Raw genomic sequence first — 12,734 nt, 5'->3', positions numbered from 1 at the left:
TTTCAGCCAGCTTTCGCCAAATGCAGGTAATTTTCGTTGCGTCAGGTGTTTTCGCAGATGCCGGTGCAGGTTGGCAAGCCCGCACTGGCCGCCCGCTAGAGCAGATGCTCGAGCAGATAAAGGACGCCGACCAGCGAGGCGGCGGCCAGCAGATGCTGCAGGGTGATGATGCCGGCCATCAGGTTTCCATCACCGCCCAACTGGCGGGTGAGCACGTAGGAAGTGGGCGCGGTGGGCAGGGCGAAGAACAGCACCAGCACGGTGCTTTCCATGGCCGGCAACTGCAGAAAGTAGGCGACAGCGAAGGCCAGCAGTGGCATCAGTAACAGACGCAGCAGGCTGTTCCAGGCCAGAGCCGGAACCTCACCACCCAGTTGTTCCGGTTTCAGCGCCGCACCGACGCACAGCAGGCCCAGGGGCAGGCTGGCGGCAGCGAGCAGGCTGAGCAGGCGGTCGCTGCCGCCCGGCAAGCCCAGGCCGCTGAGGTTGACCAGGGCTCCGGCCAGGCAGGCGAGGATCAGCGGGTTGCGGATGATCGGCAGCAGCAGGCTGCGTACGCTGACGCCGCGCTCGGCGGTCAGCGACCACACCGACAGCACGTTGACGGCCGGCACCATCAGCGCCAGCATCAGTGCTGCCAGGGTCAGGCCCGGCTGGCCGAACAGGCTGCCCACCGCTGCCAGGCCCAGGTAGGTATTGAAGCGCAGAATGCCCTGGCTGAACGCGCCGAAGCGCGACGCTGGCCAGCCTTGCAGGCGTCGTACGATCAGCAGCACCAGCCAGGCGATACCCAGGCCGAGCAGCACCGCCAGCGCCAGCCGCGGCAACTGCGGGTTGTCCAGTGGCGCGGTGGCCAGGCTGTTGAACAGCAGGGCAGGGAACAGGATGAAGTAGTTGAGGCGTTCGGCGCCGGGCCAGAAGGCTTCACTGGGAAAACCGCGGCGACGCAGTTCGTAACCGCCGACGATCAAGGCGAAGAGTGGCCAGAGGGCCAGAAGCAGTTCGGTCACGGGAGCCCCCGGTGGTGGTGAGCGTGCATCTTCGCCAGTGCCGCACGATCAGGCAAGCTGGATACCCACGCACGTCAGGAGAGAACCATGAGCGAGCTACACGAGGGTGGTTGCCAGTGCGGCGCGGTGCGTTATCGGTTCCAGGCACCATTGCGCGATATCGCCCATTGTCACTGCTCCATCTGCAGGCGCAGCACCGGCGGCATTCTGGTCACCTGGATCACCGTGCCGCTGCAGCACTTCACCTGGCTGCAGGATGAGCCCGCGCGCTACGCCTCTTCGGCGACCTGCACGCGACATTTCTGCTCTGCCTGCGGCGCGCACCTGGCGCTGTTCACTACCCTGAGTCCGCAAACCATGGATGTGACCGTCGCGACACTGGATGACCCAGCGCTGGCACCGGCTGACCGGCATATCTGGACCCAGAGTCGGCTGCCCTGGCTGCAGGTGGATACGCACTTGCCGCAGGAGACGCAGGAGCGCATCGATTGACCTGAACTGCAGGCAGCGTGCTGTCCCGGCCGCCTCTCGACTATCGCTGACGGTGCCGCCGATATCGCCTAAAGAATGTCCGGGGCGCGCCGATGAACACTTCATCTGCCTTTTCCAAACGCTTCTGTGTGCCGCATTTTCATGCGCCTCCTCCTGCTCAACGCGCCGTCGATAAAAAGCGCGACCGCAGGCAATTGTTTTCGCTTTGCCAGGGAATACCGGTGAAGCAGATGAAATAGGTACTACACCGTGCTCAGAAATATCCCGTTGAGCCTAAAGCTGTTGCTGATCCTCGCCTGTCCGGTACTCGGTTTTCTCTGGTTGGCCGCGTTGCAGGTGGTGGGGAGCTATCAGACGCTGGAAGAGATGGATCGAACCCAGGAAGCCAGCGCCGCCGCACAGAAAGTCAGCCAGTTGATTACCGTGGTACAGCGTGAGCGGGGGGCCAGTGGGGTGTTCCTCGGCAGCAAGGGCAAGAGCATGCAGGACGTTCTGCAGCGCATGCGCGGGCAGACCGACACGGCGCTGGGCGAAGTGCGTGCGCTGTCCGGCAGCTCCGGGGCACAGCTCGATGAAGCCCTCGCTGCGTTGAGTGGCCTGGATGCGACCCGCGGGCAGGTCGACAAGCTGGCGATCGACAACCGTGAGTCGGGTGCGCGTTACACGGCCATCATCCGCACGCTGATCGGCTACACCCACGGCCTCGAGCGCAGTGTCGATGACCCCTCGCTGGCCCGCGCACTGTCATCGCTCACCCAGTTCATCGAGATGAAGGAACGGGCCGGGCGCGAGCGTGCCATGCTCGGCGTGGTATTCAACCAGGACCGTTTCGACGCCGATCTGCTCTCTACCTTCAGCCGTAACCTTGGCGAGTTCTCCGCGTACTCGGAAGGCTTTCGCCGCAATGCCTCGGCGGATTTCGTGGCCAAGCTCGACGAAAAGCTCCAGCAGCCCAGTGGGCTGGAAGTGGCGCGCCTGCAGAAGCTGGCATTCGAAACGCCCCTTGGCGAGTCGCTTGGCGTCAAGGCCACCGACTGGTTCCAGACCTCCACCAACCGCATCGACCTGATGGGCGAAGTGGAGACCGAACTGGGCCAGAACGTCGGCACCCTGGCCGCCCAGGCACGCGACAAGGCCGCCGGCCTACTGTGGATGACGGTGATCGCCGTGCTGGCAGCGCTGGCGGTGGTGACCGTGCTGTCCTACCTGATCATCAACAACATCAACTTCGCCGTGCGTGAGGCAAACACCGCGCTGCTGGCCCTTTCGCAGCGCGATCTGACTGCACGCTCGGCCTATCAGGGCAAGGACGAGTTCGGCGAAATCACCCGCAACCTCAACCGCATGGCCGAAGAGCTGGCGCAGATCGTCCGCGAGATCGGTTCCGCCACCGCGCAGGTGGCCACCGCAGCCGAAGAGTCCTCAGCGGTGACCCTGCAGACCAGCAACAGCCTGGAGCGGCAGCGCCTGGGCACCGAGCTGGTGGTCACGGCGATCAACGAGATGAGCGCGACGGTCCGCGACGTGGCGCAGAGCACCAGCGATGCCGCGGAAATGTCCCGTCAGGTGAACCTCAGCACCACCCAGGGGCGCAAGGAAATCGAGCGTACCGTGGCGGTCATTCGTGAGCTCTCCACCCAGGCCGACGAGACCGCGCGGATCATTGGCGATCTGAAGCACGAGAGCGATTCGATCTCCACCGTGCTCGACGTGATCCGCGGGATCGCCGATCAGACCAACCTGCTGGCCCTCAACGCGGCCATCGAAGCGGCGCGGGCCGGCGATCACGGTCGCGGCTTCGCTGTGGTCGCCTCCGAAGTACGGACCCTGGCGCAGAAGACCCAGGAGTCCACCGGCAATATTCAGGAGATGATCGCCAATCTGCAGAAAGGCTCGGATCTTGCCACCCATTCCATGGAGGAGACCCTCGGCAAGGCCCGGGCCGGGGCGGCCAACATCGAGCGTGCAGGTGACCTGCTGGCCGAGATCGCCGCCGGGGTGGCCGGCATCAACGACCGCAATATGCAGATCGCCACGGCCGCCGAGGAACAGAGCGCGGTCGCCGAGGACATCAACCGCAACGTGGTCGAGATCAACGACGTCGCCATTCAGGTCAGCTCCGGTGCCGAGCAGACCGCAGCCACCAGTCAGGAGCTGGCGCGACTGGCCGAGCACCAGCAGAAACTGGTGAACCGTTTCCGCCTCGAGTGACGCGGCGCGACACCGCGGCCTGCCTGGCAGGCTGCGGTATCGCTGGCGCTGCTGCCGCCAGTCGGCAGCCGTGTATATTTATGAAATCTTGCTCATGGCCGCTGGTCAGAGCCTGACTCCTACTGCCCGGATCCATGCGATGCCACTGATAGTCATAGCCGAAGACGAACGCTCCATCAGAGAGCTCCTCGTGGAGATCTTCGAAGACGAAGGTCACCAGGTGAAAGCCTTCCCCTGTGCCGACGATGCCTGGGAGTTCCTGTCCAGCAGCGACGGTCAGGTGCAGATGGTGCTGACCGACTTCAGCATGCCCGGCGATATCGACGGTATCTTTCTCGCCCACCTGATCCGCGACCGTTTTCCGGATCTGCCGATCATCATCTCTTCCGGCTTCCTGGAAGGGACCACCGATTTCGAAGGCCTCAACGTGGCGGTGATCCCCAAGCCGTGGACGGTCAACCAGCTTCTCGCCATGTGCGCGGCGATGACTCCCGAGAAAGCACCTCAGGCTGGCATTCAGCCGGTTTGATCGCCCCCAGGGCACCTCGCTGAACAAGACTTCTCTCATCTGACTGCACAGAAAGGTCGGCGGATATGTAAAATCGCCGCCCCGTTTTACTGCTGGAGATGTCACGTTGGCCATTCACTACTCGCCTTCCCCTGATGCTGTCGCTTGTGGCCGCACCGGTTCGAGCCTCAGCGCCACCCAGGATCAGGCGCAGGTTTCCTGCAAGCTGTGCCTGCGCTCGCTCGAGAAGGAGGCTGCCCCAGCCGCGGCGGTCAACCGCACGCCGACCCTGGCCGAGCTGCGTGCAGCTGCCCGTGCGGCCAAGGCGCCGGTCAAGCAACCTGAGCCCAAGGCTGCGCTGAGCGTGCGCGAGGCATGGCGGCAGAAGCTCGAGCAGATTCCCGGTCGCAACCGGCTGCCACGCGGTACGGCGCGTCAGGCGTACGTGTAATCTGCCGCGTTGCCAGAACCGTGAGGCGATTGCGTTGCGGTTCTGGATGCTTCATCCCTTCGATACTGCCATGCCCTGACTTCAGCATCTTTCCGGATGGCGCAATGCCGTAATTCGGTCGATTACATGTTTAGGCAACTTCAAGCAACTTCCTGCCGTTCATGAATACCTGATAGCGGGGTTGGAGTGTCGGTGCTTGCTGCAACTATCAGCAGGCTCACGCGGTAATAGGCAAGTTTGTCCATGGGCAAGTTTCTCCAGTGCCGTTGCCTGCTCCCTGCAGTTGCTTCTTCATGTGTCAGGCATATAAAGAACTTTCTTTATTAATCTGCGAATAATCGCGGCCCCGTTGGGTGTCAGCCATTCATGAGCCTCATTCATCAGGTCTTGCAGCCATTCGCCACTAATCACCCGGGCCGATAGCTGCTAGCTTCAACGGTCGTTCGTATATCGCCCTTGCTTATACGAATACGTTCGTATTCGCGAATGCCCTGTCGTTGGTGGGATGGGCACTCGCTGTTGTGTGCCGATGCTGGATGTCTTTATTGTCCCGGACACTAAAAACAGTGAACCGAAGTGAGAGCCGCAGCTACCAAGTTCAATGCCTGGTGCAGTGGCGATAAAACGAAATGAGTCGTGGCAGCCGCCGATGTTCAGCGGTTTGCCGACATGAGCGACCTTGAGGTGACCGTGATGAAAGATCGCAAGACGTTGCACAGCCCGGTGGTTGAAGTGGATCCGGCCGCATTGGCGGTATCGCCAACGCGGCGTAGTTTTCTCAAGTTCGGTGCCTCTGGCATCGCCGCGGCGACGCTGTCCGGGCTGATTCCCGACAGCGCCCTGGCGACCGTCCAGAATGCGCTACCCGGTATCGAGGACAAATCGGCGCCCGGCGTCGGCGAGCAGCGTATCCGGCTGGTCGTCAATGGTCAGGTGCACGCGCTGAACGTACCGGCCAATGCGGTATTGCTCGATGTATTGCGTGACCGCCTGCAACTGACCGGCACCAAGAAGGGCTGTGATTACGGTCAATGCGGCGCCTGCACCCTGCTGGTCAACGACGTGGCGATCAATTCCTGCCTGTCCCTCGCGGTGCAGCATGACGGCGACAGCATCACCACCATCGAAGGCCTGGCCCAGGGCGACACCCTGCACCCGGTACAGGAGGCCTTCTGGGAGCACGACGCCTATCAGTGCGGCTACTGCACGTCCGGGCAGATCATGAGCGCCGTGGCGATTCTCAAGGACCCGAACATCCCCAGTGACGACGCCAGCGTTCGCGAAGCCATGAGTGGCAACATTTGTCGCTGCGGCGCCTACAAGAACATCCTCAGCGCGGTGCAGTCCGCGCGGTCGAAGATGGGAGGGGCGGTCTGATGCGTACTTTCAATTTCGTGCGTGCCGAGTCGCCTGCACACGCCATCGGCTCGATGACCGGCGACGAACCACGCTCTTACCTCGCAGGCGGCACCACGCTGCTCGATCTGGTCAAGCTGGACGTGATGAAGCCCGAGCAGATCGTCGACATCAATCACCTGCAATTGAAGCAGGTCGAGCGTCTGGCCGATGGCCGGCTGCGCGTCGGCGCGCTGGTCAGCAACACCGATCTGGCCAATCACCCGCTGGTGCGTGAGCACTATCCGGTGCTGTCCCAGGCCCTTCTGGCCGGCGCCTCGACGCAGTTGCGCAACAAGGCGACCACCGCCGGCAACGTCATGCAGCGGGTGCGCTGCAATTACTTCCGCGACGGTACTTCAGCCTGCAACAAGCGTGAGCCCGGCTCGGGCTGCGCGGCCATCGGCGGGCTCAATCGCAGCGTGCACGCAGTGCTGGGAACCAGCGAGCACTGCATCGCCACGCACCCGTCGGACATGTGCGTGGCAATTGCCGCTATCGGTGCACAGGTCACCGTGCACGGCGCCGCGGGTGAGCGGCAAATCCCCTTCGGCGACTTCCATCTGCTGCCCGGTGCGACACCCTGGCGCGAACATGCGCTGGAGCGCGGTGAGCTGATCACCCACGTGACCCTGGACGCGCCGCTTGCCGGCAGTCGTTCCGCCTACCTCAAGCTGCGCGACCGCGCCTCGTATCAGTTCGCTCTGGCCTCCAGCGCGATCATTCTGGTGCTCGACGGGCAGCGAATCGCCGATGCCCGCGTCGCCCTCGGTGGCCTGGGCAGCAAGCCGTGGCGCGCCACGGAAGCCGAGCGGGCGTTGATCGGTCAGCGGGCCACCCCGGAGACCTTCGCCCGGGTGGCGGAACTGGCGGTCAAAGGGGCGCGGGCTTACGAGCACAACGCCTTCAAGATTCCACTGGGGCAGCAGGTGGTTATGCGCAACCTGCGCGACCTTACGACTTAGACCCTTATTCACGATCTGCTGCGCGTCGGCCCTACTGCGTTGAAAACAAGCTCGGAATGCTCATTTACAGCCGTAAACTCCGCTTCCTCGCTTATTTTTTTGGGGCCGCCTAGGCCTTGTATGGCTCTAGCTCGCTAGATCGTGAAAAGGCTCTTCAGGAGCTTTTCATGAGCGATAAAATCATCGGCGTCGCACAGCGGCGCGTAGAAGGTCGTCAGAAGGTCAGTGGCGCGGCGTTGTATGCCGCGGATCATCATCTGGACGGTCAGCTTTACGCCTATGGCGTTTACAGCAGCATTTCCAGCGGGCGAATTTTGGCGGTTCACGACGAGCAGGCGCGGCGCATGCCCGGTGTCGTCGAGGTGCTGCACCATGGCAATTTCCCGCGCCTGCATCGCACGCCCAGTGGCGCCAAGAACCTGATCAAGAACATCCTCACCGCCAGCAAGGTGGACGAGCACCGGCTGCCCTTCGAGGACGACCGGGTCTATTACCCAGGGCAGTTCGTCGCTCTGGTGGTGGCCGAGAGTTTCGAGCAGGCGAGGGCAGCGGCCTATCAGGTGAATGTCGATTACCAGGCGGACGAGTCGATCAACAGCCTCGACGACGCATTGCGTACCCGCGGTGCCCGTGCCGGTGGTGGCGGTCACGAACGTGGTGATCCCGAAGCGGGGTTTCAGCAGGCGGCGCATCGCATCGACGTCACCTACACCACGCCGGTGGAAACCCACAATCCCATGGAGATGCATGCCACCACCGCCCATTGGCGCGATGGTCGTCTGTTCGTCTATGAAAGCAGCCAGGGGGTGGTCAACCACCGCAACGTGCTGGCCAATGTCTTCGACCTGTCCACCGATCAGGTCGAGGTACTGGCGCCTTACATCGGCTCCGGTTTCGGCGCCAAGCTGTGGCCATGGCCGCACTCCATCGCCGCCTGCGCGGCTGCCAGGGTTACCAAGCGGCCGGTGCAACTGATGCTGCCGCGCGAGCAGATGTTCACCACCGTCGGCCACCGCCCGGAAACTCGCCAGCGCATGCGCCTGGCTACCAATGGCGAAGGCAGACTGGTGTCCATCCGTCACGAGTCCTACAACAGCACCTCGACCCTGGATAACTACACCGAGACCTGCGGCGGGGTGACCAAGAGTCTGTATTCCTGCCCTAACGTGCTGGTCAGCCACAGCATGGGCCAGGTGAATCGCGGTACGCCGACCTCCATGCGCGCACCCGGAGCGGCCCCCGGGTTGTTCGCCCTGGAGTCGGCCATCGATGAGATCGCCCTGGCCAGCGGCGTCGATCCGCTGGTGTTCCGTCAGAACAACCTGGCCAGCAAAGACGAAAGCACCAACCTGCCGTGGTCCAGCAACCATCTGCCGGAAGCCATCGAGAAGGCTGCCGAGCGCTTTGGCTGGCACCAGCGCGATGCGGCAGTCGGCGCCATGCGCGAGGGTGACGAACTGATCGGTTACGGGGTGGGCGCCTGCAACTGGGAGGCTTTCCAGGTGGCGACCGATGCGCGGGTGATCCTCCGCGCCGATGGTCGCGCGCTGGTGCAGTGCGGCCTGCAGGACATCGGCACCGGCACCTACACGATCATCGCGCAGACGGTCGCTGAACTGACCGGCTTGCCGATGGATCGCGTCGAGGTGCAACTGGGCAATTCGTCGTTCCCGCCCGGCGCCCTGTCCGGCGGTTCCTGGGTGACGGCCAGCCTGATGCCTGCCGTCGCCGGCGCGACTCGCCAGGCGCTGGACACGTTGCGCGAGTATGCGGTGATGAACGACGGTCCTTTCGCTGGCCAGGACCCACAGAGCATCGAACTGGGGGAAAACGGGCAACTGAGCAAGGGCGGCGTGAATGCCAGCTTTGCCGATGTACTGACCCGTCAGCGTCTGTCACGGGCCGAGGCGACTTACCACAGCGGTGCCTCGGAGAACGACAAGTACTCCTTCCGTTCCTTTGGCGTGCACTTCGTCGAAGTGCGCTGGGACCCGGGCATCTCGCGTCTGCGGGTTGCCCGGGTGGTCAGCGCCATCGACGTCGGCAAGGTGGTCAACCCACTGGCGGCGCGCAATCAGGTCGAGGGCGCGATCATCATGGGCATCGGCATGGCGCTGTTCGAGGCGGCCGAGCATGACCCGCGCAATGGCCTGCCGGTGAACAATAACTTCGCCGAATACATGGTGCCGGTGCATGGTGATCAGCCGGATATCGACGTGCTGTTGCTCGACTACCCGGATTACCAACTTGGCGAATTCGGTGCCCGCGGCATTGGCGAGATCGGTGTGACAGGGCTGGCTGCCGCCGTCGCCAACGCGGTGTATCACGCCACGGGGCGGCGCATTCGCAGCCTGCCCATCACCAAGGAAAAACTGATGGCCACCCGTTAAGGTGGGGTCGTGAACGAGCGCAGGCTGCCAAGCGGCGGCCTGCGTTGCCTGGTTGATGTGGTGAGGTGGTGTAGATGAAGCAACTTGACCTGCAGGTCGTTCAGCAGGCGCGTGCCTGGTTGGCGGAAGGGCAACCGATCTGGTTGTGCACCGTACTGTCGACCTTTGGTTCCGCCCCCCGTGCACCCGGCGCGATGCTGGTGGCGTTGCCATGTGGTTCATTCTGCGGGTCGCTGTCCGGCGGCTGCGTGGAGGAAGATTTTCTCGAGCGCGTGGCGGGCGGTTCGTTCGCCACGCGCAATCAGGTGGTGCGCTACGGCGAAGGCGGATTGACGCCGACCCGTGCCTTGCCCTGTGGCGGTGTGCTGGATGTGCTGGTCGAGTACATCGAGCCGGGCGCGGCTGCCGGGGCGATGCTGGCGCAGGTCGAGCATGCACTCGGCGGCGGTGAACTGCTGATCCGCGATGTGCCGCTGGGCAATGGGGTCGGCGAGTGCCGGCCGGGCAGCATGAGCGATACGAAGATCCAGCGCGGCGAGGAACATGTGTCGATCCGCATGGGGGCCGTGCTGCGGGTAATCCTGGCGGGGTGGTCGCCGGTCGCCGAGTTCTGCGCCAGCTTTGCGCTGTCCCTCGGTTACGAGGTGATCCTCTGCGATCCGCGGCCCGAGGTGATCGCCGAGGTGAGCCTGCCAGACATGCAGGTGCTCGAACTGCTGCCGGCCCGTTTCATCGCCGAGCAGGGCGCCCACCGCGCCACCGCGGTGCTGGCCTTGACCCATGATCCGCGCATGGACGATCTGACGCTTATCGAAGCCGTGCGTACCGATGCCTTCTACATCGGTGCCATGGGCTCGCAACGCACCAGTGGCAAGCGCCTGGAGCGGCTGGCCCGTCTGGGCGGCCTGACGCCTGACGAGATGCAGCGGATTCACGCGCCAATCGGTTTGCAACTGGGCAGCAAGTCGCCGGCGGAAATCGCCCTGGCGACCATGGCCGATGTGCTCAGGGTCGCCAACGGCATCGACCGGGGGGCGCTGTAGCCATGCTCTCGAACGCTCCCGTGGTGATCGTGCTGGCGGCGGGTCGCGGCTCGCGCTTCCGGGCCTCCGGGGGGACGTCGAACAAGCTGCACGCCGATCTGCACGGCAAGCCGGTTCTCGACCATGTGCTGGCGGCGGTCGAACGCGCCGAGCTCGCCGTTCACCTGGTGTGTAGCGCACGTGGAGACGGCATGGCCGATTCGATTGCCGAAGGCGTGCGGGCCACCGCAGGTGCTTCGGGCTGGCTGGTGCTGCCGGGCGATCTGCCGCTGGTGAGCGCACAGAGCATCCGCAGTGTGGCCGCTGCCCTGGCGGAGAGTGCCGTGGTGGTGCCGGTCTTCGATGGCGCCAAAGGCCATCCGGTGGGGTTCGCTCGCGAGTGCTTCGACGAGCTGATCGCGCTCAGCGGCGAGGCAGGTGCCGTATCCGTCGTGCAGCGTTACCGTGCTGCGGGGCGCGCGCTGCAACTGCCGCTCGATGATCCGGGCATTCTCACGGACATCGATACCCTCGAGGACCTGCAGCGCGTGCGCCGGCTGCTCGAATAGGGCGTCGTGCAGGCCGGCAAAGGTGATCGACGAACGACGACCTGCGGGTCGTCGTTCGCCTTGCGGCTGCCTTACAGAATGCTCAGCGGGTATTCGACGAAGGCGCGAATCTCGTTGAGGTCCGGGCCTACGTCATTGCTGGAGCGGTAGATGGAATTGCGCAGGCGCACGGAGAGGTCTTTGACCGCACCGTTCTGCACGGTATAGCTGACCTGGTTGAACAGCTCGCGCTCCGTGCCTTCCTTGTCGCCGCCGGTGTCGATGTTGTCGCCACGCACATAGGCGAACTTGTAACGCAGGCCCGGTACGCCATAGCCGGCGAAGTCCAGCTCGTAGCTGGCTTGCCAGGAGCGTTCATCCTTCAGGTTGAAGTCCGAGTAGTAGGAGTTGGCCAGGTAGACGCTGCTGCCGCCATCGCCGTAGTCATAGGCATAGCCGGCGTCGCCGGTGTTTCTCTGATGGGCGATGATGAAGGCGTGGTAGCCGACGCTGTATTTCGCCGCGAGGCTCCAGATGGTGTTGCGGTCGTTGCGCCCGTCGCCGCCGAAATCCAGCGCTGCGGCTGAGTTGTCGTCGTAGTCGGTGCGGTACAGGTTGAAATCGAAGTTGAGCGCCTGGTTATCGCTCAGCGCCGTGGTGTAGTTGAGGTTGGCGTAGTACTTCTCGTAAACGTCTTCCACATCCGAGTGATACAGCGCGGCGCTCAGGTTGTCGGTGAAGGCGTAGCTGCCACCCAGCACATCGATGTTCTTCAGGCGGTTCGGGTCCCGCGCCGGGTCGCCCATCGGGCTGTCGGCGGTGAAGCGACCGGCGTTCAGTTCGAGGCCCTGCACTTCGTTGCTGGTGACCAGCGTGCCGGTGAACGATTGCGGCAGCAGACGGCTGTCGTCATGGGCGAGTACTGGCAAGGACGGGAACTGGTTGCCGTAACGGACCACCGTGTTGGAGAAGCGCAGCTTGACCGCCGCGCCCGCCTGGGAAAGATCGTCGACCGGGCGGCCATCGCCGTCGGTGTCGAAGAAGGCGCTGTAATTGCGGCCGCGACCGCTGTCGAGCTTGACGCCGAGCAGGCCGAAGGCGTCGACACCGACACCCACTGTGCCCTGTGTGAAGCCGGACTCGAAGGTGGTGATGAAGCCCTGGCCCCATACCTTGGCATCGGGGGCGCTGTTCTTGAAGTCGCGGTTGAAGTACGCATTGCGCAACAGCAGTTTCAGGCTGCTGTCGGCGATGAACCCGTTGGATTCGGATTGTTCACTGGCCTGGGCCAGTGGAATGCCTGCTGCCAGGCACGCACAGACGAGTGCGAGTTTCTTGTGCTTGAACATGGATGCTCCTAATCGATTGGCAGGTGTTGAAGTGTTGATTCACCATTCCATAAACATAATTATTATTCGCCTGGATATATCGAGGCAGTGCGATAGTTATCATTGGCGCAGGGGCGCGAGCCAACCACAGGAGTCGATTATTACTATCGATGCAAATGATGCTGAGCAGCAGGTGTTTGCCTATAACATTCGGGGTGATGAACTCATAACCATTGGCTTTCGAGAGAAGCCGGTGGTCTCTCCAGTTCATCATCCTTTGGTTTCCGCCTCATCATGAGGCGGTTTTTTTTGCCCGCAGAAAAGTGGGTGAATTAATACGGAAGTTTGCTTTGTGCTGTTTCTCATTGGAATGGGCAATACAGTTGGTGCTGATTCATGCTAGGTCGCGGTATT

At 63.1% G+C, this 12,734-nt stretch carries 12 protein-coding genes and 1 pseudogene; 11 read left to right on the top strand and 2 right to left on the bottom strand.

The window, feature by feature from the left end; genetic code table 11:
- Positions 1 to 95: 95 nt before the first annotated feature.
- Positions 96 to 1,010, bottom strand: coding sequence for an AEC family transporter (locus ACT9T4_RS15545; RefSeq protein WP_499117811.1), 915 nt, complete (start codon positions 1,008 to 1,010; stop codon positions 96 to 98).
- A gap of 87 nt (positions 1,011 to 1,097) precedes the next feature.
- On the opposite strand from ACT9T4_RS15545, the gene ACT9T4_RS15540 reads away from it, so the two are divergent.
- From ACT9T4_RS15540 to ACT9T4_RS15495, 10 genes and pseudogenes are all read left to right on the top strand, one after another.
- Entirely contained in the window at positions 1,098 to 1,502 is a 405-nt protein-coding gene (locus ACT9T4_RS15540; RefSeq protein WP_499117809.1) for a GFA family protein, read from the top strand.
- 366 nt (positions 1,503 to 1,868) lie between these two features.
- A pseudogene (locus tag ACT9T4_RS15535) lies at positions 1,869 to 2,852 on the top strand (nitrate- and nitrite sensing domain-containing protein); the annotation flags it as partial.
- Entirely contained in the window at positions 2,847 to 3,713 is an 867-nt protein-coding gene (locus ACT9T4_RS15530; protein ID WP_499117837.1) for a methyl-accepting chemotaxis protein, read from the top strand. The pseudogene ACT9T4_RS15535 and the gene ACT9T4_RS15530, both read left to right, overlap by 6 nt.
- A 139-nt stretch (positions 3,714 to 3,852) precedes the next feature.
- The gene (locus ACT9T4_RS15525) at positions 3,853 to 4,242 is read left to right on the top strand and encodes a response regulator (RefSeq protein WP_042555104.1); all 390 of its coding nucleotides are present in this window, start codon (positions 3,853 to 3,855) and stop codon (positions 4,240 to 4,242) included.
- A 106-nt stretch (positions 4,243 to 4,348) separates the two neighbouring features.
- Positions 4,349 to 4,672 (top strand): hypothetical protein, encoded by a 324-nt coding sequence (locus tag ACT9T4_RS15520; RefSeq protein ID WP_042555105.1) that lies wholly within the window; start codon positions 4,349 to 4,351, stop codon positions 4,670 to 4,672.
- 693 nt (positions 4,673 to 5,365) lie between these two features.
- On the top strand, positions 5,366 to 6,049 hold the full coding sequence (locus ACT9T4_RS15515) for a (2Fe-2S)-binding protein (protein ID WP_499117835.1): 684 nt from the start codon (positions 5,366 to 5,368) through the stop codon (positions 6,047 to 6,049).
- Positions 6,049 to 7,032: an FAD binding domain-containing protein gene (locus ACT9T4_RS15510; RefSeq protein ID WP_042555106.1), complete on the top strand. Its 984-nt coding sequence runs from the start codon at positions 6,049 to 6,051 to the stop codon at positions 7,030 to 7,032. The genes ACT9T4_RS15515 and ACT9T4_RS15510 overlap by 1 nt, the downstream gene beginning before the upstream one ends.
- A gap of 167 nt (positions 7,033 to 7,199) precedes the next feature.
- Positions 7,200 to 9,422 carry a xanthine dehydrogenase family protein molybdopterin-binding subunit gene (locus ACT9T4_RS15505; protein ID WP_042555107.1) on the top strand — a complete coding sequence of 741 codons (2,223 nt, stop codon included), beginning with the start codon at positions 7,200 to 7,202 and terminating at the stop codon, positions 9,420 to 9,422.
- Between the two features lie 74 nt (positions 9,423 to 9,496).
- Positions 9,497 to 10,465, top strand: coding sequence for an XdhC family protein (locus tag ACT9T4_RS15500; protein ID WP_499117806.1), 969 nt, complete (start codon positions 9,497 to 9,499; stop codon positions 10,463 to 10,465).
- Between the two features lie 2 nt (positions 10,466 to 10,467).
- Positions 10,468 to 11,013: a nucleotidyltransferase family protein gene (locus ACT9T4_RS15495; RefSeq protein WP_499117804.1), complete on the top strand. Its 546-nt coding sequence runs from the start codon at positions 10,468 to 10,470 to the stop codon at positions 11,011 to 11,013.
- A 71-nt stretch (positions 11,014 to 11,084) separates the two neighbouring features.
- Here the strand turns inward: ACT9T4_RS15495 and ACT9T4_RS15490 are convergent, their stop codons facing one another.
- A complete protein-coding gene (locus ACT9T4_RS15490; protein WP_499117802.1) occupies positions 11,085 to 12,341 on the bottom strand; it encodes an OprD family porin in 1,257 nt (418 codons plus the stop codon).
- On the opposite strand from ACT9T4_RS15490, the gene ACT9T4_RS15485 reads away from it, so the two are divergent.
- Positions 12,340 to 12,618, top strand: coding sequence for a hypothetical protein (locus tag ACT9T4_RS15485; protein ID WP_499117800.1), 279 nt, complete (start codon positions 12,340 to 12,342; stop codon positions 12,616 to 12,618). The two genes, ACT9T4_RS15490 and ACT9T4_RS15485, sit on opposite strands and share 2 nt — an antisense overlap.
- The last annotated feature ends 116 nt before the right edge of the window (positions 12,619 to 12,734 follow it).

The organism is Pseudomonas sp. SZ40 (assembly GCF_052958135.1).
This window is presented reverse-complemented; position numbering and strand designations above follow the sequence as displayed.

Excerpts from the sequence above, each read along its gene's own strand:
- ACT9T4_RS15540 (WP_499117809.1), top strand. The coding sequence starts at position 1,098 with ATGAGCGAGCTACACGAGGGTGGTTGCCAGTGCGGCGCGGTGCGTTAT.
- ACT9T4_RS15530 (WP_499117837.1), top strand. The coding sequence starts at position 2,847 with ATGGCCGAAGAGCTGGCGCAGATCGTCCGCGAGATCGGTTCCGCCACC.
- ACT9T4_RS15525 (WP_042555104.1), top strand. The coding sequence starts at position 3,853 with ATGCCACTGATAGTCATAGCCGAAGACGAACGCTCCATCAGAGAGCTC.
- ACT9T4_RS15515 (WP_499117835.1), top strand. The coding sequence starts at position 5,366 with ATGAAAGATCGCAAGACGTTGCACAGCCCGGTGGTTGAAGTGGATCCG.
- ACT9T4_RS15510 (WP_042555106.1), top strand. The coding sequence starts at position 6,049 with ATGCGTACTTTCAATTTCGTGCGTGCCGAGTCGCCTGCACACGCCATC.
- ACT9T4_RS15505 (WP_042555107.1), top strand. The coding sequence starts at position 7,200 with ATGAGCGATAAAATCATCGGCGTCGCACAGCGGCGCGTAGAAGGTCGT.
- ACT9T4_RS15500 (WP_499117806.1), top strand. The coding sequence starts at position 9,497 with ATGAAGCAACTTGACCTGCAGGTCGTTCAGCAGGCGCGTGCCTGGTTG.
- ACT9T4_RS15495 (WP_499117804.1), top strand. The coding sequence starts at position 10,468 with ATGCTCTCGAACGCTCCCGTGGTGATCGTGCTGGCGGCGGGTCGCGGC.
- ACT9T4_RS15485 (WP_499117800.1), top strand. The coding sequence starts at position 12,340 with ATGGATGCTCCTAATCGATTGGCAGGTGTTGAAGTGTTGATTCACCAT.
- ACT9T4_RS15490 (WP_499117802.1), bottom strand. The coding sequence starts at position 12,341 with ATGTTCAAGCACAAGAAACTCGCACTCGTCTGTGCGTGCCTGGCAGCA.